This window comes from Synechocystis sp. PCC 6714, assembly GCF_000478825.2.
Taxonomy (GTDB): domain Bacteria; phylum Cyanobacteriota; class Cyanobacteriia; order Cyanobacteriales; family Microcystaceae; genus Synechocystis.
The window spans coordinates 826,340-846,292 of record NZ_CP007542.1; the positions used below are offsets into that span (position 1 = coordinate 826,340).

At 49.0% G+C, this 19,953-nt stretch carries 20 protein-coding genes; 8 read left to right on the forward strand and 12 right to left on the reverse strand.

The genetic code is table 11. The annotated features are described in order from the left end of the window. Positions 1-25: 25 nt before the first annotated feature. Entirely contained in the window at positions 26-775 is a 750-nt protein-coding gene (locus tag D082_RS03705; RefSeq protein ID WP_028949091.1) for a hypothetical protein, read from the reverse strand. A 125-nt stretch (positions 776-900) separates the two neighbouring features. Here D082_RS03705 and D082_RS03710 point away from each other — a divergent pair, with 125 nt between their 5' ends. Together D082_RS03710 and D082_RS03715 are read left to right on the forward strand one after the other, a co-directional pair. Next, positions 901-2,007, forward strand: a complete 1,107-nt coding sequence (locus D082_RS03710) for an ABC transporter ATP-binding protein (RefSeq protein WP_051738668.1) — start codon at positions 901-903, stop codon at positions 2,005-2,007. An 86-nt stretch (positions 2,008-2,093) separates the two neighbouring features. Further along, the gene (locus tag D082_RS03715; RefSeq protein WP_028949089.1) at positions 2,094-3,779 is read left to right on the forward strand and encodes a DUF3685 domain-containing protein; all 1,686 of its coding nucleotides are present in this window, start codon (positions 2,094-2,096) and stop codon (positions 3,777-3,779) included. Between the two features lie 16 nt (positions 3,780-3,795). Here D082_RS03715 and D082_RS03720 read toward each other — a convergent pair whose 3' ends face one another. From D082_RS03720 to D082_RS03740, 5 genes are all read right to left on the reverse strand, one after another. Beyond that, a complete protein-coding gene (locus D082_RS03720) occupies positions 3,796-4,776 on the reverse strand; it encodes an HD domain-containing phosphohydrolase (protein ID WP_028949088.1) in 981 nt (326 codons plus the stop codon). Positions 4,777-4,778: 2 nt separating this feature from the next. Continuing rightward, positions 4,779-5,465: an energy-coupling factor ABC transporter ATP-binding protein gene (locus D082_RS03725; protein ID WP_028949087.1), complete on the reverse strand. Its 687-nt coding sequence runs from the start codon at positions 5,463-5,465 to the stop codon at positions 4,779-4,781. A gap of 128 nt (positions 5,466-5,593) precedes the next feature. Beyond that, a complete protein-coding gene (locus D082_RS03730; protein WP_028949086.1) occupies positions 5,594-6,403 on the reverse strand; it encodes an A24 family peptidase in 810 nt (269 codons plus the stop codon). Between the two features lie 115 nt (positions 6,404-6,518). Beyond that, positions 6,519-7,178, reverse strand: coding sequence for an MBL fold metallo-hydrolase (locus D082_RS03735; RefSeq protein WP_028949085.1), 660 nt, complete (start codon positions 7,176-7,178; stop codon positions 6,519-6,521). Between the two features lie 89 nt (positions 7,179-7,267). Further along, positions 7,268-7,489, reverse strand: coding sequence for a hypothetical protein (locus tag D082_RS03740; protein ID WP_038530149.1), 222 nt, complete (start codon positions 7,487-7,489; stop codon positions 7,268-7,270). A 225-nt stretch (positions 7,490-7,714) separates the two neighbouring features. On the opposite strand from D082_RS03740, the gene D082_RS03745 reads away from it, so the two are divergent. Then, on the forward strand, positions 7,715-8,518 hold the full coding sequence (locus D082_RS03745) for a PspA/IM30 family protein (protein ID WP_028949083.1): 804 nt from the start codon (positions 7,715-7,717) through the stop codon (positions 8,516-8,518). Between the two features lie 89 nt (positions 8,519-8,607). On the opposite strand, the gene D082_RS03750 is transcribed toward D082_RS03745, so the two are convergent. Both D082_RS03750 and rimM read right to left on the reverse strand, forming a co-directional pair. Continuing rightward, complete coding sequence (locus D082_RS03750) at positions 8,608-9,540, reverse strand: UDP-glucuronic acid decarboxylase family protein (RefSeq protein WP_028949082.1); 933 nt, start codon at positions 9,538-9,540, stop codon at positions 8,608-8,610. 147 nt (positions 9,541-9,687) lie between these two features. Continuing rightward, complete coding sequence (rimM, locus tag D082_RS03755) at positions 9,688-10,233, reverse strand: ribosome maturation factor RimM (protein WP_028949081.1); 546 nt, start codon at positions 10,231-10,233, stop codon at positions 9,688-9,690. A 242-nt stretch (positions 10,234-10,475) separates the two neighbouring features. Between rimM and D082_RS18925 the strand changes: the two genes are divergently transcribed. The 4 genes from D082_RS18925 to D082_RS03770 all read left to right on the forward strand — a co-directional run bounded on the left by D082_RS18925 (position 10,476) and on the right by D082_RS03770 (position 13,361). After that, complete coding sequence (locus D082_RS18925; protein WP_071880772.1) at positions 10,476-10,631, forward strand: helix-turn-helix domain-containing protein; 156 nt, start codon at positions 10,476-10,478, stop codon at positions 10,629-10,631. Positions 10,632-10,640: 9 nt separating this feature from the next. After that, positions 10,641-11,648 carry an RNA-guided endonuclease TnpB family protein gene (locus D082_RS03760; protein WP_038530152.1) on the forward strand — a complete coding sequence of 336 codons (1,008 nt, stop codon included), beginning with the start codon at positions 10,641-10,643 and terminating at the stop codon, positions 11,646-11,648. 191 nt (positions 11,649-11,839) lie between these two features. Continuing rightward, the gene (locus D082_RS03765) at positions 11,840-12,355 is read left to right on the forward strand and encodes a DUF1269 domain-containing protein (protein ID WP_028949079.1); all 516 of its coding nucleotides are present in this window, start codon (positions 11,840-11,842) and stop codon (positions 12,353-12,355) included. 229 nt (positions 12,356-12,584) lie between these two features. Continuing rightward, positions 12,585-13,361, forward strand: a complete 777-nt coding sequence (locus D082_RS03770; RefSeq protein WP_038531303.1) for an ABC transporter permease — start codon at positions 12,585-12,587, stop codon at positions 13,359-13,361. Here the strand turns inward: D082_RS03770 and D082_RS03775 are convergent. Together D082_RS03775 and D082_RS03780 are read right to left on the reverse strand one after the other, a co-directional pair. Then, entirely contained in the window at positions 13,358-14,299 is a 942-nt protein-coding gene (locus D082_RS03775) for a homocysteine S-methyltransferase family protein (RefSeq protein WP_028949077.1), read from the reverse strand. The genes D082_RS03770 and D082_RS03775 overlap by 4 nt on opposite strands. A 113-nt stretch (positions 14,300-14,412) precedes the next feature. Further along, complete coding sequence (locus tag D082_RS03780) at positions 14,413-17,274, reverse strand: cation-translocating P-type ATPase (protein ID WP_028949076.1); 2,862 nt, start codon at positions 17,272-17,274, stop codon at positions 14,413-14,415. 166 nt (positions 17,275-17,440) lie between these two features. Here D082_RS03780 and rpe point away from each other — a divergent pair, with 166 nt between their 5' ends. Further along, on the forward strand, positions 17,441-18,133 hold the full coding sequence (gene rpe, locus D082_RS03785) for a ribulose-phosphate 3-epimerase (protein ID WP_028949075.1): 693 nt from the start codon (positions 17,441-17,443) through the stop codon (positions 18,131-18,133). Positions 18,134-18,305: 172 nt separating this feature from the next. On the opposite strand, the gene D082_RS03790 is transcribed toward rpe, so the two are convergent. Beyond that, the gene (locus D082_RS03790; RefSeq protein ID WP_193386683.1) at positions 18,306-18,635 is read right to left on the reverse strand and encodes a MoaD/ThiS family protein; all 330 of its coding nucleotides are present in this window, start codon (positions 18,633-18,635) and stop codon (positions 18,306-18,308) included. Positions 18,636-18,705: 70 nt separating this feature from the next. Then, a complete protein-coding gene (locus D082_RS03795; RefSeq protein ID WP_028949073.1) occupies positions 18,706-19,860 on the reverse strand; it encodes a class I SAM-dependent RNA methyltransferase in 1,155 nt (384 codons plus the stop codon). Positions 19,861-19,953: the final 93 nt, after the last annotated feature.

The window sequence follows — 19,953 nt, forward strand, 5'->3', positions numbered from 1 at the left end:
TCCCTAGCATTTTGCCACAATCCCATCAGCCCAGGGCTTTCCCCACTCCATCCCCGGCTTGACTTAAACTCCGGGCTATTTTCGTCAACTGGCCACAGGCCCGCAAAGATCCTGAAATTAAATGACCCCCAGCAAGGGGACGGCTCAATAAGGCTTTGGCCAAAGGCAAAGGTTGCAAAACTCCTTGGGCATCAAAAGCCTTGCTCAGATCCGGCAAATCCTGATCCACTGTGTCGCTCACCACCCGCACAATAGCCACGGGGATTTGCATCTTTGCCCCAAAGGCTAACACCGCTGTATTTTCCATATCCACCACCTCGGCCGCCGATTGTTGCCCCAACAGTCGCTTTTCCTCCCCTCGGCAAACCACCTGGGACACTGTAATGCCTTTTACCAAAGGAATTTCCCACTGATTTCCCAATAGTTGATTAATTTGTTCCATCAATCGGCGATCGCCAACGTATTTTTGCTCGGAATTATTGCCATCGCGCCAAAATTGACATTCTTCCACCCAGACCATCTGGCCAATGCCGTAATGGGGAGATAAACTACCCGTGACTCCCATCACCAATAATGCCTGGGGTTTATTCTGCTCTGACCAGGTTCGACCCAGATTTTCCAAGAAGGATTGCACTCCATTGACCCCCGCTGGCATGGGTTGCAGATGTATATGGCCACTTTTTCCTAGCCCTTTGGCGATCGCCTGGGCTTCGGCCCCCCGGGGAGCCAGAATCAATAAAGAAACGGTTTGACCATTGAGATTATCTGGAATCATGTGTTAATCTTAATTCTTGCAAATGATTCTTATTTAAAGTTTGGTGTCAATCCCTGCTTTAAGTGGTTTAAAGCTGAGTTTTAAACGGGATCAGCCCTGTAAAAATTGTTTCCGCACCGGTTTCTATGACAGTAGCCTACTCCTCCCCCATTGCCCCCGCCTCCCTAGACCAATCTGTTTTAAGGGTACAGGACATAGGTAAAACCTTTCGAGGGCAATCGGCTCCGGTGCTCAAGAAAATCAGTTTTAGCTTAGCATCGGGGGAAATTCTCGGGCTTCTGGGACCATCGGGCTGTGGCAAGACGACTTTGTTGAGAATCATTGCAGGCTTTGAAACCCCCACCAGTGGCACCGTTCATTTGGAGGGGGACTGTGTTTCTGGAGACCATTGCCTGACCCCCCCCGAACAACGACAAACGGGCATGGTTTTTCAGGATTACGCCCTTTTTCCCCACCTCACCATTGCCGATAACATTGCTTTTGGTTTGCGTCACAGATCCCAAAACTTGAAACGTCAGCAGATCCAAGCCCGCATTGCCGAAGTGCTGCATTTAGTCGGACTTACAGGTTTGGAGAAACGCTATCCCCATGAACTGTCCGGCGGCCAGCAACAACGCATTGCCCTAGCCCGAGCCCTGGCACCAAAACCCAACTTAATTCTGTTGGATGAACCCCTGAGTAATCTGGATGTGCAGGTACGCCAAAGGTTACGACACGAAATTCGCCATATTCTCAAGGCTACAGGCACCGCCGCCATTTTTGTCACCCATGACCAGGAAGAAGCCATGGCCATTTCCGACCGCATTGGGGTGATGTATCGGGGTAATTTAGAGCAAATTGGCACTCCGGAGGAAATTTACCGATCGCCAGCGTCCCGGTTTGTGGCGGAATTTGTCACCCAGGCTAATTTTGTCCCGGCCCGACGGGAAGGAGAATTCTGGTCTACGGAGTTTGGCCAATGGTCTTTATCTTTTCAGGATATCCAGCCGGAACTACCTTCAACGGGGGAGATTATGTTGCGGGAAGAGGAAATTGAGCTCAGCCCCGCCAGTGATGGGCCTGTGGTTATCAGCGATCGCCAATTTCTTGGTCGAGAGTATCGCTACTGTTTAGAAACTGCCGCTGGCCGGCAAATCCATGCCCGCACTTCTTTACAGACAGTAATTCCGGTGGGCAGTAAGGTTAATTTAACCCTAACGAATCCTTCCCCCCCCATATTTGTCCATGCTTAGGGGAGTTTTAAGGAGAATTTAACTATTTGGGTGGCATTGGCTAGTGGACAGTCTAGAATGGGCGGTGTTGTGGCCCCACCATTGTCGTGAGTGACTCTCCCTTAACGATTTTGATTGTTGATGAAGATCCCGTGTTTCGCCTGGGATTGGTCACCGCTTTGGGGAGGGAGCCTGATATACAGATACTGGGAGAGGGGGAAGGACTAGATAATCTACGCCAACAACTGGAAACTTTAGCACCAGATACTTTGCTGATTGATCCCCAGTTTCCCCGCCGTGCCCAGTCCGGTTGGCCCCTAGTGCGTCAATTGCAAACCGCCTATCCCCAGGTCAGCATTTGTTTGCTCACCGCCAGCCTAGAATATGATCAACTCCTGGCCGCCAAAACCCAAGGCATTGAGGCCTACTTTCCCAAGGGAACGGCGATCGTCGACTTGGTAGCTGGGTTAAAACAGGTCCGCGCTGGACAAACCCGTTGGCCCAGTTTACAAACCGTCCATACACCTCCCCTAAGCCCGTGGGAAAAGTTGATTTGGCCAATGTTCCGGGATGGACTTAGGCAAATTGAGCAGGGACTCCAGCAAACCCAAGCTAGTTTACAAATACCATTCCTATCGGATTTTGACCGACTTTTTTGGCAGGGTAGACAACGGGAACTCAAATTTGCCCGGTGGTTGGTGCGGAGTTTATTGCCCCATCGCCTCAAGACCTGGCATAAAGCCGCCAACGTTCTCGCTCCTTCTTCTTCTCTCCCCAGCCCAACCCCCACTCCCCGCCGCTCCGGGGTTAAAGCCATCACCCTACGCCCCCCTGGTAATTTGGCTCCCCTGGGACAAATTCTTCAGCAACTCCCGTTACAGGTGGAAAACCTTACCTCCATCCCCCTAGAGTTAGATATCCTCCAGCCCCTCAAGCGTCAGGAACTTCTTTCCCTGGCGCAACAGCAACTAGAAACCACAATTAAAGAACTCCAAGCCCTCCGGATTACACCAGCCCAGTTACCGGACAATTGTCTATCCATTGTGGGGGAAATGTGGCGGTCTTTGAGCCTCACTTTTTTTGGTAAATACTGTCAGCCTAAAAGTGAATTCACTCTGGAACAAATCCAATCTTTGTTGGAAATTTATCAACCGATTATTAGTCAGGAAAAATTAACTAAAATTCCTTTTGTGGTGCCCCTTTTTCATCACCTCCTCTTTGCCGAGCCCTTAATGGTGAATCAAAAAGAATATGCTGTGGAATCCTCCGAAGCAAGGCAATATAGCGATTTATATGCCCAAAACTTAGTTATTCAATTGGCCAACAGCACTATGGTTTTTATTTTGAACTATTTTGCTGATTATGAAGCAATTAAAATTGCTCTTTATGAACAGTCAATGCTTTCCTCACGGCAGGTAGCAAGATTTCGCAATGATTTGGCTTGGTACTATCAATTTAGTCGCTATTGGCTCCATCCCAAGCAAATTTTTGAGAGTCAACACACCCTCTTTTACCTTACCCCCACAGGCATTATGACCACCCAGGTCTATGCTCCCCGGCAACGGGAATTGGGCCAACTCCGGGCAATTCCCTGGTTTGTTACCATTGTTTTAGAGTGTCGAGATGCCCTTTCTCCCCGCTTGAGGGCCGTGGTGGAGTTTTTAGGCAATGGTGTGGTGTTTCTCCTCACCCAAGTGGTAGGCAGGGCGATCGGGCTAGTGGGCAAGGGCATTATCCAGGGCATTGGCAATACCTGGCAGGAGAGCCGTAGTCAACAAAAGCGGCCCAATTGATCTACTAATTTCGCCATTATCCCATTTGACTTTTGCTAATAAAATTAACAAATTTATCCACCATATCGGGGTTGCGCCAGCCTCGTTTGGCCTCCTCCTGTAAAATCTCCACAGCCTGGACTGTGTTCACCGCTTCTTTGTAGCGACGGTTATTGGTCAGGGCAGTGAAAATATCAATAATTTGGAAAATCTGTGCCAACAATGGTATTTGCTTTCCCTTCAGTCCATCGGGGTAACCACTGCCATCCCACCGTTCATGGTGATAAAGCATAATTTCCCCCACCGCCCTCCGTCCAGCTAAGGGTTCAAAAATCGTTGCCGCCACCCGGACATGGTCCCTAACACAATCCAATTCTGGGGGACTGAGGGGCCCCTGCTTAAGCATAATTTCGTCGGGCACCTGAAGTAAGCCCAAATTGTGGAGACGGGCGGCGAACATCAGATCATCAATTTGTTTTTGCTCTAGCTGGAGAAATTGGCCAAAACCCTGCACCAATTGGCTACAGGTAATTTGAGCTTCCCCCACAGCATAGCGTTCTTCCACCACCGCTGCTAGGCGAAACAGAACCTGTTCAATCTGGGTAACGGATTCCGCCAACTTCTTCTTCTGAATCAATAAATCTACCTGGTTGAGTAGTTCCACCCGTTCTAGGGGTTTGAGCAGATAGGCATCGGCCCCACTGGCCCGGCTGAGCAGACGACATTGGGGGTCGTCCATGGCATTGGTGAGAATGATGGGAATTTTTTGGCCGAGGGGGCTGTGCTTGATTGCCTGACATAGTTCAATGCCATTGTGATGGACTAAATTGACATCCATCAACACCAGGTCCGGGGCAACTTTTCCCACCTGTTCCACCACCTGGTCACAATCCCCTGTCTGGGGGGTCTCCCCTTCAATAATTTGGTAATTGTTCAAACGCAAAAGGTCGACGGTGGCGACACGACTGTAGGGGTGGTCATCCAGCAGAAAAATACGGAGGGGAGATGACTGGTTCACGGCTAGAGGGGGTTAAACGTAGTCTGTTTCGTCATTCTCTGTCTAAGGGGTTTGGGATCTCCCTGGGCCACAATTTTGCCGTCTTCCAACAGAAAAGCTCCGTCGCAGTAGCTTAGCTCGTCTAAACGATGGGTCACCCATAGGGCTGTGATGCCTCTTTGTTGAACCAACTTTTGCACTTGCAAGACTAATTCCTGTTGGCTTTCCCGGTCTAGAAGGGCCGTGGGTTCATCCAGTAACAGGACAGAGCAATGTCTGGCGATCGCCCCGGCAATGGCAATGCGTTGCTTTTGACCGCCGCTGAGGGCATAGATGGGACGACGGGCCATGTCAGCTAAGTTAACCGCCTGGAGAGCTTCCCCCACCCGCACCTGTACTTCATGGTGGCTGAGTTTTTCTTTGACTAAACCAAAGGCAATATCAGCTCCCACCGTGGGCATGACTAATTGATGATCAGGATTTTGGAAGACAAAACCCATGGGTTCCGCCAACTTAACTAGGCCCGAGTGGGGGGTGAGCAGACCAGCCAGCAGACGTAACAGGGTTGATTTCCCACTGCCATTGGTACCTAACAGCATCCAGAATTGTCCCCGCGGCACTGCCAAACTACAGTCCTGTAGGCCAGGACGGTCTGGAGACCACTGAAAACTTAGATCCTGGGCAACGATTGCAGGGACATGGGAAGGCATGAAATCCGAATGGGATGGACTATAACCATTTTAAGGCACCCAAGAAGATCACGTTAATCGAACATTAACATTGAAGAACGTTAATGCGAAGAAAATAATCTTATCCAAGCTTTGTTTTATACTATTATTCAAAATTGGGGAGCGACAAAATTTAAGTAACTGGCAATTATTTTCTCCCCCCAAAAGAGACTGACCATTGCCCCGATCGCCAAAAAAGGGCCAAAGGGAAAACTCTGTCGTCGTTGCAATGTGCCCAAAAGTAGCTTCAAACCGCCGTAAATAGAACCAATTAAACAGGCGATAAAAGTGGTCAAAAGTAGCGATTGCCAACCTAACCAGGCCCCCACCATGGCCGCCAATTTGGGATCACCGTCCCCCATGCCCTCTTTGCCCAACAGAAAACTGCCTCCCATACGGATTAGATCAAACAGCCAAAGCCCTAATACCGCCGAGGCGATCGCCTCTATTAAAGGAGCAATGAAGTTACCGCTTTGCCAACCTAGAAGCAAATGAAACAGTAAGCCCACCACTAGGCCCGGTTTAGTCAACCTATTAGGCAAAGTCATCGTGTCCCAATCAATTAGGGTCAGGGCAATCAAAAAACTAATTAACGTCCAGTAGCCCAGGGTCTCCCATTGCCAGCCAAAATGCGAAAATATCAACGCAAATAAAAGCCCAGTGGTTGCTTCCACCAATGGATACCGCGGGGAAATCCGGGTTTGGCACCAACGGCATTTACCTCTTAACCAAAGCCAGCCCAGCACCGGTACATTTTCCTTGGGGCCAAGAGAATGGCCACAGTGGGGACAACGGGAAGGGGGATGCACGAGGGATAGACCTGCGGGTAAGCGATAGGCGACCACATTGAGAAAACTACCCACAGCACAGCCGAAGGCAATAACAAAAAGCAGAACAATGGGAACAAGGAGGGAATCCATGCTGATCTTGGCAAAGGAAGGACAGTCAGAAAGCTAGATTAAATGTAGTCCGTTTTGCTCAAGAACCACTAAGGGCATGTGGGCCCCTCCCCGGCGTGTATAGTTTTAATGTTCGTCAGAGTTTTGCTTCGGAGTAACTGAGCATTGATTCCAGAGCTTTCCTAGGGTTCAAACACCAGTCTTCTCCCCGTAGATAGCCTATATTGCCTCCTGGGCAAACGGCTCTGAGGGGAAGATTATTTTCATTGAGATAGCGATAAATTTTTGCTAGACTAGCCTGCTGACGGAGCCAATGAAACGTTTTTGCTTGTTTGATGGTCCTTAAATTTCCTTCTCCATCGGGCAGTAAATGACGACCAGTGAAAAGAATGCCCCCTTCTTCCCCCCAGTAATAGCAGCTAGAACCAGGGGAATAACCGGGAGTCCAAAGGGCAGTGAGGGATGGGGTGATGGCCAGTTGTTCCCGAAAAGGATCAATCTTTACTCCCGGCAGAAGATATGCTTCTTGTTCCTGCACTACCACCTGACAACCTAAACTTCTCTGGATGGCTTTTACTTTTGGGCCATGGCCGTCTCGATGGGTCAGACAGAGCCAACGCACAGGGCCTTGTTTCTCCAACCATAATTCATTGTCTTCATGCCAAGCAGGGCAATCGATCAATACATTTCCCTCCTCAGTAATTAATAAGTAAGCAGTGCCCCCTAGGGTGTCTCGGTTGGGAGCAAAACGATACAGGTTGGGCAGAATTTGACGAGGTAATTTGGCGATCGCCATGGAAAAATAAGTTACGTGTAGGGAAGGATTTGGAGGACAGACAAAAATCTTGTCAACGGGTTAGAGATACCGACTAATCCCAAACCCAACTACTTTAGCTCCTCAAGTTGTTTTTCCCTCATCTCACTGGGTTTTTTAATATCTGGTTGCGGGGCCATCTCCATTAATTTTTGGTTGATTTGCTCCCTAGTGTTCTTGCTGTAGCTAGCCCAGGGATCTGGCAAGAACATGTCACCGATGCTAATAAAAGCCAAGCCAGCAATCACCACCGGAATAGCAAGAGAGCGCAAAATTTTGAATAGACTCGCCATAACGCTATGCCCCAACAATCAAACATTGATTGGATTACCTATTTTTCCATTGTAGGATAGGCACCATGGCAGTACCGGCCAAAACCCACTGCAAGGCTGTCTAGTGTCTGCGGGCTTGGTTTAAACTGGATCAACATAGGTCCAACTCCTTAGTCCCCCTTATGCGGACTTCTGTACAGACCCCCATTCGTTAACCCCCAGCGATTTTGAGAGGATAAGTAAGACATGGGATTATTTGACCGTCTAGGCCGCGTCGTCCGGGCTAACCTCAACGACCTCGTCAGCAAAGCCGAAGATCCGGAAAAAGTGCTGGAACAGGCCGTTATTGATATGCAAGAAGACCTGGTGCAACTCCGCCAGGCCGTTGCCCGCACCATCGCCGAGGAAAAACGAACTGAACAGCGCCTCAAACAAGATACCCAGGAAGCAAAAAAATGGGAGGATCGGGCGAAGTTGGCCCTCAGTAATGGGGATGAGAATTTAGCCAGGGAAGCCCTAGCTCGCAAAAAAAGTCTGACGGATACGGCAACGGCATACGAGGCTCAGCTGGCCCAGCAAAGGACGATGTCCGAAAACCTGCGCCGCAACCTAGCAGCTCTGGAAGCAAAAATTTCCGAAGCTAAAACCAAGAAAAATATGTTGCAGGCCAGGGCTAAGGCGGCTAAGGCCAATGCTGAGTTACAACAAACCCTAGGGGGCCTAGGCACCAGCAGTGCCACCAGTGCCTTTGAAAGGATGGAAAATAAGGTATTGGATATGGAAGCCACTTCCCAAGCCGCCGGGGAGTTGGCCGGTTTTGGCATCGAAAACCAGTTTGCCCAGTTGGAATCCAGTAGCGGAGTGGAAGATGAATTGGCTGCTCTGAAAGCTTCCATGGCCGGTGAAGCTTTGCCGGGCACTTCTGCGGCTACCCCCCGACTGGAAGCATCCCCGGTGGATTCCTCTGTTCCAACCAGCAATGCCAGCCAAGACGATGCTGTGATTGACCAGGAGTTGGATGATCTCCGCCGTCGTTTAAGGGAAATTTAGCAGAAAGTTGTCCTTAGGACGAAGTTTTATTCTTCCGGTGACAGCACAGATTCAGACTCAATCCTCTCCCGCCAAGAATGATCAATCTCCTAGGGGCTTTTTTGGCGGGCCCGAAAATCTGCAATGGTCATTGCCAAACCTTGATCCAAGGGAATGGTGGGTTGCCAATCTAGATATTGGTTCGCCAAAGTTATATCCGGTTGGCGCTGTTTGGGGTCATCTTCCGGCAGAGGCTTATAGGTCAACTCAGTGTTGGGGTTGATCCGCTGCTGGATTTTTTCCGCCAGTTCCAAAATAGTATATTCGCCAGGATTGCCCAAATTAACGGGACCAATATAATCGCCGTTCATTAAACGGATTAGACCCTCTACCAGATCTGACACATAGCAAAAACTGCGGGTTTGGGAACCATCACCAAAAACCGTTAGGGGTTGGCCTTGTAATGCTTGCACGATAAAGTTACTCACTACCCGACCATCGTTTTCCAGCATACGTGGTCCATAGGTGTTGAATATCCGTGCCACCCTTATGTCAACCTTGTGCTCTCGATAGTATTCAAAGGCTAAGGTCTCTGCCACCCGCTTTCCTTCATCGTAACAAGCACGCGGACCAATTGTATTAACATTACCCCGGTAGCTCTCCGGTTGGGGGTGAACATCGGGATCACCATACACTTCAGAGGTGGATGCCAGCAAAAACCTGGCTCCGACCCGTTTGGCCAAACCCAACATATACAAAGTTCCCATCACATTGGTTTTGATGGTCTTAACGGGGTTGAATTGGTAATGGACAGGGGAGGCTGGACAAGCTAGATGATAAACCTGGTCGACTTCCAGGCGAATGGGCTCGGTAACATCATGGCGGATTAGTTCAAAATTGGAATTATCTAACCATTTGACGATGTTGCGTTTGGTGCCAGTGTAAAAGTTATCAAGGCAGAGAATTTCGTGGCCCTGGGCCATCAGGCGATCAATGAGATGGGAACCGATAAAACCTGCTCCCCCTGTGACCAAAATCCGCATTGTTCCCCCGAGCTGTTCTATTCAAATGGGATCAGTGTAGCATTTTGGCAATTTCTGAGCACTGACCAAACCGATATTTTGCCCCTGGAAAGACGATATTATAAATACGAATTGTTATTGATTAGTACGAAAATAGGGTTTAGAAAATTAATCCAATAGCCCTGGAATAGTTTTAATTTCCAATCGCTGCTCTGTTAGCTCAACGATGGGGACAATCGCTTCCACAAAGGGAATTAATACCTCTTTGTCTGGATTTTGATCCAAAGTTACCCCAAGTAAATCATTGCCAAGACTGTAGAAATCCGTGACTACTCCGAGGCGATCGCCTTTGTCATGGTCGTAAACGATTAGACCGAGCAAATCAGTAACATGGAATTCCCCCGGCTCCAGCGGCAGGCGATCGGTGGCGGGCACCAACAGTTGGCAATTGACTAAAGCTTCTGCTTGGTTGCGGTCGATGATTTCGGCAAAACGCAAAATGTAAAGGTTTTTTCCGGGAATTTGTTTGCCTTTTTTCAACGTCAAGGGTTGGGGGCAATCCCCTTCATTTTTTCTAATCCACCGCTGACCCTTGGTTAAAAATCTGGCGGGAAAATCGGAAGCAGATAAAACCCGCACTTCCCCTTGAATGCCCTGGGGAGCAACAATGGTGCCAATTTCTAGCCAGCTTTCTTTTTCCGTGGTGTCAGTCATATTTTTTCTGGTCCTGTTCCTTGTGCCATCGGCTGAATCTCAAAATCCTTGGCTTGGGTGTGTAGTTTCCCTTTCCGACATCGTAGTTTAGCTTAGCAAAGTGCTAATAGTTTAGGAGCGCAGCATCTTGATAGAAAATTTCATCAGAAGAATGGATCTGAAACCCCGCCTTTCAAGGCGGCTTTGTGCTGGGATTTTAGCATGGTAGGCATTATCACATTACGTGAGCTAGAATGTGGTGCATGGAAAAAGCTTACCGCTACAGGTTTTACCCAACACCGGAACAGGAAAATGTCCTGCGCCGCACGTTGGGCTGTGTGCGGTTGGTGTACAACAAGGCTCTCCATGAGCGGACCCAAGGTTGGTACAACCGCCAAGAGAGAATTGGGTATGTTTAAACTTCTTCGATGTTGACAGCATGGAAGAAAGAGGAAGAACTCGATTTCTTAAATGAGGTGAGTTGTGTTCCCCTGCAACAGGGGTTACGCCATCTTCAAAAGGCTTTCACTAACTTCTTTGATGGCCGGGCAAAATATCCCAACTTCAAAAAGAAACACCAAGGAGGTAGTGCGGAATTTACCAAGTCGGCGTTCAAGTACCGGGATGGGCAAATCTATCTGGCAAAATGCCTTGAACCATTGGACATTCGTTGGTCAAGACAACTACCCAAAGGATGTAAACCATCTTCAGTGACGGTGCGATTACACCCATCAGGACGCTGGCACATCTCTGTTCGTTTTGATGACCCAACCATCAAACCCTTACCAGTCACAAACAAAGCTGTAGGGATTGATTTGGGAGTAACAAGCTTGATTGCTACCAGTAATGGTGACAAGGTTACCAATCCAAAACAATTTAAGAAGCATCACCGTCGTTTACGGTTGGCTCAAAAACGCCTTGCCCGGAAAGAAAAGGGGTCTAAGAATAGGGAAAAGGCACGACGTAAAGTTGCCAAAATTCATCTTAAGATTACTGACTCCCGAAAAGACTTTCTCCATAAATTGACCACTCAACTGGTGCGTGAAAACCAAACCATCACCGTTGAGGCCTTGATGGTCAAAAATATGGTCAAAAATCCAAAGTTAGCCCTCTCCATTAGTGATAGTGGCTGGGGTGAGTTTGTGCGTCAATTGGATTACAAGTGTCGTTGGTATGGTAGGAATTTGGTCAAGATTGACCACTGGTTTCCTTCCTCCAAACGGTGTAGTTCCTGTGGGCATATCCTCGATAAGATGCCCTTAAATATTCGTTCCTGGCAATGTCCAAGTTGTGGAACAACCCACGATAGGGATACCAATGCCAGTAAAAACATTTTGGCCGCTGGACTAGCGGTGTCTGTCTGTGGAGCGACCGTAAGACCTGAGCAGAGTAAGTCTGTGAAGGCAGGTGCTATGAAGCAGAAACCTGGACCGTGAGGTCTGGGAATCCCTTTCGTTCACGGAAGGGAGGATGTCAACAGCAAAATATTCCGCCGTTGTGGATAGGTCCATCTCGGTTAAAGAAGATGGTGATAGTGGCTTGTATTAACCGTTACCCCAAAGCTCAAAATCAAACACAACTGCTACCATGGGGCCTGGTAATCACCAATTATTTTTAGTAAGGTTTTATGAGCGATCTAATTGTTATCGGCTACGACGACGAATATAAGGCGGAAGAGGTACGCCTTGCCCTGGCTAAACTGCAGGTGGAGCATTTGATTGAAATGGAAGATGCCGCCGTTGTCGTCAAAGACCAAAAAGGTAAAGTAAAGCTCAAGCAGGCCATCAATCTCACCAGTTCCGGGGCGGTTAGTGGTGGTTTTTGGGGCCTATTGATCGGCATTTTGTTTTTCTCTCCCCTCTTGGGGGCCGCGGTGGGGGCTGCTAGTGGTGCATTGGCCGGTGCTCTTAGTGACATTGGTGTGGATGATAATTTCATGCGGGAGTTGGGTGAAACCATGTGCCCTGGTACATCCGCTCTATTCGTTCTAGTTAAAAAAGTTACCCCCGATAAAGTCTTGGCCGATGTAAGTAAATACGGGGGTAAGGTGCTGAGAACTTCCCTGTCCCAGGATGAAGAGTCTCAATTGCAAGCAGTACTAGATCGCCATGGCCTATTGGATGGTGGTCCCGCTGGAGAATAATTCTCCCAAGCAAAACAGAATATTGCCCTGAGCATAGTCGTTGATTCCAGTACATTTGATTTGGTCTATGGTGAGGTCAAATTATCCAACAGCATGGTCTTGGCTAATCCTAGTCAAAGAATAATATTTAAATTTTGTTTACTCCCCGTCTTGGCTGGCCTTGGTGGGGATTTTAGTTTTGCCTAAAATTGTGTTGGATCATATTGGTCATTTCGTTGGGGAGGAAATTATGGTTAATATTTTCAGAATTTGGGCGATCGCCGCCAATGGTTTTCGGGAAGTAATTCGGGATCGAATTCTCTACATAATCGGTTTTTTTGCCATTTTGATGGCCCTGGCCCTACGCATACTGCCAGAGATTTCCGTAGGGGCCGACGGCAAAATTTTCCTTGACCTGGGTTTGGCCGCTACATCCCTATTGGGGGCGATCGTGGCTATTTTTGTTGGCACCGGGCTAATTAACAAAGAAATTGAGAAACGGACTGTGTTAGTGCTGATTCCCAAGCCCCTCAGCCGCAGTGAATTAATTATTGGTAAACATTTGGGCTTATCTGGGGTACTGGCGGCCATGCTAGCGATTATGACCAGCATTTACCTGGCTATGTTGGCCTGGGCTAAAATTCCTTTTTCCCCCACAGCCATTCTCATTTCCCAGGCTTTTCTCCTATTGGAGTTGGCCGTCCTGACGGCGATCGCCATTTTATTTGGGGTATTTACGAGTTCTATTTTGGCCACCCTGCTCAGCTTTGGAGTGTACTTTATGGGCCATATAAGTCGGGATTTACTTAAATTGGGGGAAATTACCAAAAATGCCAATATCGAAACCCTGACCAAATATCTTTACTTGGTGTTGCCCAATCTAGAAAGATTTAATCTCAAGAATGAGGCGGTCTATGGAATTTTGCCTTCCAGCAGTGAACTGTGGGCTGACCTACTCTACGGCATTCTTTACATTATTTTGATGCTTACGTTGGCTAACCTGATTTTTGCCCGAAAACAGTTCTAAGAAATTGTCAGATTGTCATTCAAGACCCGGGCAATTTCTCGCACATGCCTAAGGTCTGAACCGCAACAAGCGCCAAAAACATTAGCGGTAGGAACTTTTTGTTTAAGCATCCAATAGGAGTGAGCCAATTCCACCGGGTTACCAATGTCGAGAAAATCTGCTTCATCTAACTCAGCATGACTGCGACGGGAGGGATTACAACGGAACCCCCCCAATCGATGGGTCCAAACATCCTCTGTAATTACCCCAGAAAAGTGGTCTGGATGGGCACAGTTGACCATAAAATAGGCTGCTCCTTGGTTGGTAGCTTCATCAACCCTGGCGATCGCCTCTGACAAAGGAATACCCATAGGCAAATGGCCATTGGTTTCCAGGGTGAAAGAGATGGATACGGGCAGGGAAAATTCTTGGCTAGCCCGGACAATGCCGATGGCCTCATTAACACTAGTGAGGGTAAATGCGCCCACAATATCCACACCGGCTTCTGCCAACCAACTGATTTGTTGTCGATGATAGGCCTGGGCCGATGCCGCATTACTGAAATGTTCACCACCATAGGCATCACCACAGGGACCGACTAGGCCGTTGATCAGTAGGGGCTGAATTTGGTCAGCATAAGTCTGTTTTAATCCTTGGACAAACTCCACCGCCTCAAAGTTGGCCCGCCGAATTTCGTCCAGGGTCGCTCCCAATTCTTCCGCAAAAAATGTTTGGGCCCGCCAGGTGGGGGCATCGAGCAAAAAGCCAAACTGCTTTTCTCGAGCTAAATCTAAAAAGCCGTGGAAATAACTGGTTAATGCCTCCCGACCAACGACATCGAACAGTAAGGTATGGGCGGCAAAAGCGGGCAAATTAAAGCCCCGATTAAAAATCATGTCCGTCTCCAGTCCACCGTCCAAGAGAAAAATTTGCTCACATTGATGGGGAAGATTACTCATTTTTGGGAGCCAACTCATATCTGCGGATTACTTGCGTTCCTATTATGCTTGTTGGGTCTAGTCATGACGATTCTGATACCTAGAGCAAACGGCAAAGTCGCTGATTGCTGAAACTACCTAATTAACCGAGTAAATAACTTCTCCAATTCCACCCAGACGAACATTAAGCTGCTAAAGCCAAAGCAGACTAGTAGTTGATGGGGACTGAGCCAATCGGTGCCAAAGAAATGTCTGAGGGGTTCAAAGTAAACTAAGGACAACTGGAGAATGGTGGTAATAATTACTGCTCCCCAGAGGTAGGGATTAGTCAAAGGATTCATCTCTATGGTTAAGCGATGGCTGGAGCGTACCGCAATGGCGTGGCCCATTTGGGCAATACAGAGGGTGGTAAAAACCATAGTTTTCCAACTGCCGGGCACACCGGCTAGCTCAGCGCTGTGATAGGCCCAGACCATGAGGGTGACGGTAACTACGGCAAAAACTAGCCCAATGCGGATAATGTAGGCTCCTAGTCCCCTGGAAAAAATACTCTCCTGGGGGTTAAAGGGGCGGCGCTGCATAATGTTTGGTTCCCCTGGTTCCATGGCTAAAGCTAGGGCTGGTAAACCGTCGGTGACGAGATTCATCCAGAGAATTTGTAGGGGGGTTAGGGGAACTCCGGATAAGCCCAGTAGGGGAGCAGAAGCAATGGTGATTACTTCCCCCACGTTACTGCCCAAAATATATTTAATGAAGCTACGAATATTGCTATAAACTACTCGTCCTTCCTCGGCGGCGGCCACAATGGTGGCAAAGTTATCGTCCAATAGAACCATGTCGCTGGCTTCTTTGCTCACATCGGTGCCGGTGATGCCCATGGCAATGCCAATGTCCGCTTGCTTGAGGGCCGGGGCATCGTTAACCCCATCCCCCGTCATGGCCACAAAACGATTACAGGCTTGGAAAGCTTTGACAATGCGTAGTTTATGTTCGGGGGAAACCCGGGCAAACACACTGACTTCTTCCACCTGGGCTTCCAGGTCCTTTTGGGATAGCTGTTCTAGGGTCTGACCTGTCAAAAACCGATCGCCGGCTTGGTTAATGCCCAAATCCTTGGCGATCGCCAAGGCGGTGAGGGGATGGTCCCCGGTAATCATCACGGTGCGGATGCCGGCAGCGAGGGATTTTTCTACCGCTAGGCGTACTTCTGGTCGGGGCGCATCTAGCATACCCACCATACCCAACCAGATCAAATTATCCTCGGCGGCAATTAAATCTGGAGTACTGGGAATTTGGCGGAGGGATTTACAGGCAAAGCCCAATACCCGTAAACCCCGACTGGCCATGAGATTGTTGTCACTCAAAATTTGTTCTTGGTGCTGGGGGGCGAGGGACACGGCATGGCCATCGATGTGGATTTGCTTACACTGGTGCAGAAGTAGCTCCGGTGAGCCCTTGGAGAAAATTAGGTAGGGAGCGGGGGACAAAGCCAAGCTATGTAAAATTTCTTCCAAATCTCCCGGGAATGCTCCCCACTGGGACGGTACAGCCACCACTACCCCCATGCGTTTTCGCTCCGAGGAAAAAGGAAATTCCCCCCGACGGGTAAACATTGGCCGCAATTGCCCTTGGTTAAAACCAAATTTACCCGCTAAGGCCAGCAATGCTCCTTCGGTGGGATCACCAATAACTTGGCACTGGGGATTATCTGGGTCACAGTTAAGATCGGAGTCGTTACAGAGAACAGCGTTAAGACAAAGTAGTTGCACCGCCAGGGACCAAGCTTCCCCAGTGGATTTCGCTCCACCATCCGCTAAGTCGATAATTTTTCCTTGGGGTTGGTAGCCTTCTCCACCAATGCCGAGGCGATCGCCGTGGGTCAACACTTCCCGCACTACCATTTTGTTTTGGGTCAGGGTGCCGGTTTTATCGGAACAAATCACATTGACGGAACCGAGGGTTTCCACCGCCGGTAATTTGCGAATCAGGGCATGGCGTTTAACCATACGTTGGGTGCCCAGGGCCAGGGTAACGGTAATCACCGCCGGCAGTCCTTCCGGTACCACTGCCACTGCCATGCTGAGGGACGTTTCCACCAATTGCCGTAGTTGCCCCCAACCACTCTGCCAAACCCCAAGGATAATAACCAGGGTCACCATTAGGAGAGAACCGGACACCAAGACCCCGGCTAAGTTTGCCATCCGTTTTTGTAGGGGAGTAGGTTCCGGGGCCACCGCCTGCAACATCTGGGCGATTTTTCCTAATTCTGTGGCCATGCCGGTGTTGGTCACCACCACTTTGCCCCGACCCTGGACTACCTCCGTACCGGAAAAGACCATATTCTGGCGATCGCCTAGGGGAGTATGGAGAGGTAAACCTGTGTTGCTAACTATTTTTTCCACTGGTTGGGCTTCCCCGGTCAGGGCCGATTCCCGCACTAGTAAGTTAGCCGCTTCGATAAGTTGACCGTCGGCACAGAGTTGACTACCGGCCTCTAGCAAAATGATGTCCCCTGGCACTAAGCTGGCCGCCTTGACCTCCTGGCGATCGCCATCCCGCAGTACCTGGACTTTTGGGGAAGCCATTTTCTTCAAAGCTGCCAAAGCTTTTTCCGCCCGACTTTCCTGGAAATAACCTAATAGACCGTTAAGGATAACAATGGCAAAAATGGCGATCGTGTCCTTAAAGGGAAAACCCTCAATGGTTTCTTCCCCCAACCGCAAACTGATCAGATCTAGCACCCCAGAAATAATTGCCACCCCGATCAACATCAAGAGCATTACATTGGTGAACTGATCGAGCAAAATCTGCCAATTATTACGTCCGGCGATCGCGGTGATCTCATTCAGCCCATAGGTGCGCTGTCGTTCTACCACAGTCTTTTCCACCAATCCCCAACTGGGGGCGGTGGTCAACTGGCGCAGGGTCTTTTCAATGCCGTAGCTATACCAAGCCTCCGCCTTTCCTGGAGATGCGGGCACATTTGGGTCAAACATCCAGTAATTATCTTAAATTTGAGATTCAAATTTTAATGCGAATTTTTTTAGTAGTTCAATTTCTATTCTAAAGCCCAGCTTTTGGGGGCCTACTACAATCGACCGTAATTGTTTACACTGAACTTCAAGCCTTGTTCATGCGTTGAAATACCTAGAGAACCCTTCCATGCCCAAAAATATCGTCGTTGCTCCCTCCATTTTGTCAGCGGATTTCAGCCGTTTAGGTGAAGAAATCAAAGCCGTAGACCAAGCTGGGGCTGACTGGATCCACGTTGATGTGATGGATGGCCGCTTTGTGCCCAACATCACCATTGGCCCCCTGATTGTCGATGCCATCCGCCCTTTAACCCAAAAGCCTCTGGACGTTCATTTGATGATCGTTGAGCCGGAAAAATATGTGGAAGACTTTGCCAAGGCCGGCGCTGACATTATCTCCGTTCATGTGGAGCACAACGCTTCTCCCCATTTGCACCGCACCCTTTGTCAGATCCGGGAATTGGGCAAAAAAGCTGGGGCTGTGCTCAACCCCTCCACTCCCTTGGATTTTCTGGAATACGTGTTGCCAGTTTGCGACCTAATTTTGATCATGAGCGTCAACCCTGGTTTCGGCGGCCAAAGTTTTATTCCTGAAGTCTTGCCCAAAATCCGCTCCCTCCGTCAGATGTGTGACGAACGGGGTCTAGATCCGTGGATTGAAGTGGATGGGGGGCTCAAACCCAATAACACCTGGCAAGTCCTCGAAGCTGGGGCCAATGCCATTGTGGCCGGTTCTGCTGTGTTCAATGCCCCCGATTACGCCGAGGCGATCGCCGGAGTTCGCAATAGCAAACGCCCAGAGCCCCAATTAGCAACGGTGTAAATTAATGCAGAAAATCCGCACGAAAACGATTTAGACACCGGGAAACGAGAGATTATAGGGTTAGAGCCCCATTGCTCCCACAACAAAACCCCCGGAAAAACCTTCTGGAACACAAACGAGGTGGAGATTTAATCCACCTTTTTTCTTTGCTTGATTAAGTTTCAGGCGATCGTTAGCCCCCGGCCACTGCGGGCACAATGCTTACCTCATCCCCCGCGCTCAGAGCCGTATCCGTACCTTGCAAAAAGCGAATATCTTCCTCATTAACATAAAAATTGAGAAAGCGGCGGGGCTTACCTTCCTCGTCACATAGGCGAGCCTTAATCCCTGGGCAATTGGTTTCCAGGGCATCGATCAACTGCCCCACATCAGCAGCTTCACAGTCAATGGTGGCTTGACCACTAGTGAACTTTTGTAGCGGAGTGGGAATAAGAACTTTAACCGTCATGATATTTACGAAAAAAAGAGGACTGCTCAACCGGGACAACACCGGAGAAGCCACCACATCGATTAGAACGCTAAAGTCCCTTCAACGTCAAGTTGGTTATCCAATCTCTAAAAGATTTTAAGTACTAATAAAGTTCGTACTTCAGCAGAGTGCAGGGCAAACCGCCATTATTGACGGGAAAACGGGCGGAGGTTCTCAATCCAATCCTTTTTGTCAAAGCTTTATTGCCACTGAGAATAAAGGCAGTCCAGCCCTTAAATCTCTGTTTGAGCACATCGCCTATTTGCTGATAAAAGTCCCCCAACGCTTCTTCTTGGCCAATGCGCTTCCCATAGGGAGGATTGCAAATCAGCATCCCTTCTGCGGCTGGCGGTTCAACCTCGGCAAAATCAAGCCATTGCCAATCAATTTTTCCTGCCAACTGGCATTGTTGGGCATTGCTTTTTGCTTCCTGAATTGTCTCCCGATCGCCGTCACTGCCCCACAGGGGAGCAGGAAGAGTATCTTTCTCCTTAGCCCTAGCTTCATCAAGGAGGCACTGCCAGAGGTCTGGATCAAAATCGGGCCATTGTTGGAAACAAAAACCAGGCTGAAATTTACCAGGGGCAATGTTTAAACTCGCCATGGCTGCCTCTAACAGAAAAGTACCGGAGCCACAGAGGGGATCATAAAGGGGTTGCTCAGGGGTCCATTCCGCCATGGCTAACAAAGCAGAAGCGAGGGTTTCCTTGAGGGGGGCCTGACCCATGGCCGGGCGATAACCCCGACGGTGCAAACTAAACCCAGTACTATCCAAACTCAATTGGCAATGGTTTTGGTGAATGTGGGCATTGATGACAATGTCCGGTTGACTAAGGTCAATGCTAGAACGGCGTTGGTGGCGATCGCGCTGTTGATCCACAATGGCATTTTTTACCTGGAGGGCGGTGAAATGGGTATGGTTAAGCTGGGGATTTTTGCCAGTGCAATTAATTTGTAGGGTTTGCTCCGGACTGAGATATTCGTCCCAATCTATTTTTTTGATACTGCGGTGTAAATCCTGGGCGTTAAAAGCTTTAACGGTGGCAATGGGCATCAACACCCGGTAAATTAGGCGAGACCAAAGGTTAATGCGGTATAACAAAGCCCGATCGCCGGTGAAAGCCACCCCTGCAAATTCCGGTTTTACTTGTTCTGCTCCCAATTGGCTCAATTCTTGGGCAGCGATCGTCTCTAATCCCCGGGCCACAGTGGCGAAATAGGGCCTGGTTGTTGCGGAAAGGGAACGGGAATCTGCCATGATCTAAGGGGAAACAGTGGGGAAGTTAGGGACAATATTGGTAGCGAGAGGGAAATACTGATCAGGACTCGAAACCCAGATTGCGAGAGTATT

Excerpts from the sequence above, each read along its gene's own strand:
- D082_RS03705 (WP_028949091.1), bottom strand. The coding sequence starts at position 775 with ATGATTCCAGATAATCTCAATGGTCAAACCGTTTCTTTATTGATTCTG.
- D082_RS03710 (WP_051738668.1), top strand. The coding sequence starts at position 901 with ATGACAGTAGCCTACTCCTCCCCCATTGCCCCCGCCTCCCTAGACCAA.
- D082_RS03725 (WP_028949087.1), bottom strand. The coding sequence starts at position 5,465 with ATGCCTTCCCATGTCCCTGCAATCGTTGCCCAGGATCTAAGTTTTCAG.
- D082_RS03730 (WP_028949086.1), bottom strand. The coding sequence starts at position 6,403 with ATGGATTCCCTCCTTGTTCCCATTGTTCTGCTTTTTGTTATTGCCTTC.
- D082_RS03735 (WP_028949085.1), bottom strand. The coding sequence starts at position 7,178 with ATGGCGATCGCCAAATTACCTCGTCAAATTCTGCCCAACCTGTATCGT.
- D082_RS03740 (WP_038530149.1), bottom strand. The coding sequence starts at position 7,489 with ATGGCGAGTCTATTCAAAATTTTGCGCTCTCTTGCTATTCCGGTGGTG.
- D082_RS03745 (WP_028949083.1), top strand. The coding sequence starts at position 7,715 with ATGGGATTATTTGACCGTCTAGGCCGCGTCGTCCGGGCTAACCTCAAC.
- D082_RS03750 (WP_028949082.1), bottom strand. The coding sequence starts at position 9,540 with ATGCGGATTTTGGTCACAGGGGGAGCAGGTTTTATCGGTTCCCATCTC.
- rimM (WP_028949081.1), bottom strand. The coding sequence starts at position 10,233 with ATGACTGACACCACGGAAAAAGAAAGCTGGCTAGAAATTGGCACCATT.
- D082_RS18925 (WP_071880772.1), top strand. The coding sequence starts at position 10,476 with ATGGAAAAAGCTTACCGCTACAGGTTTTACCCAACACCGGAACAGGAA.
- D082_RS03760 (WP_038530152.1), top strand. The coding sequence starts at position 10,641 with ATGTTGACAGCATGGAAGAAAGAGGAAGAACTCGATTTCTTAAATGAG.
- D082_RS03765 (WP_028949079.1), top strand. The coding sequence starts at position 11,840 with ATGAGCGATCTAATTGTTATCGGCTACGACGACGAATATAAGGCGGAA.
- D082_RS03770 (WP_038531303.1), top strand. The coding sequence starts at position 12,585 with ATGGTTAATATTTTCAGAATTTGGGCGATCGCCGCCAATGGTTTTCGG.
- D082_RS03775 (WP_028949077.1), bottom strand. The coding sequence starts at position 14,299 with ATGAGTAATCTTCCCCATCAATGTGAGCAAATTTTTCTCTTGGACGGT.
- D082_RS03780 (WP_028949076.1), bottom strand. The coding sequence starts at position 17,274 with ATGTTTGACCCAAATGTGCCCGCATCTCCAGGAAAGGCGGAGGCTTGG.
- rpe (WP_028949075.1), top strand. The coding sequence starts at position 17,441 with ATGCCCAAAAATATCGTCGTTGCTCCCTCCATTTTGTCAGCGGATTTC.
- D082_RS03795 (WP_028949073.1), bottom strand. The coding sequence starts at position 19,860 with ATGGCAGATTCCCGTTCCCTTTCCGCAACAACCAGGCCCTATTTCGCC.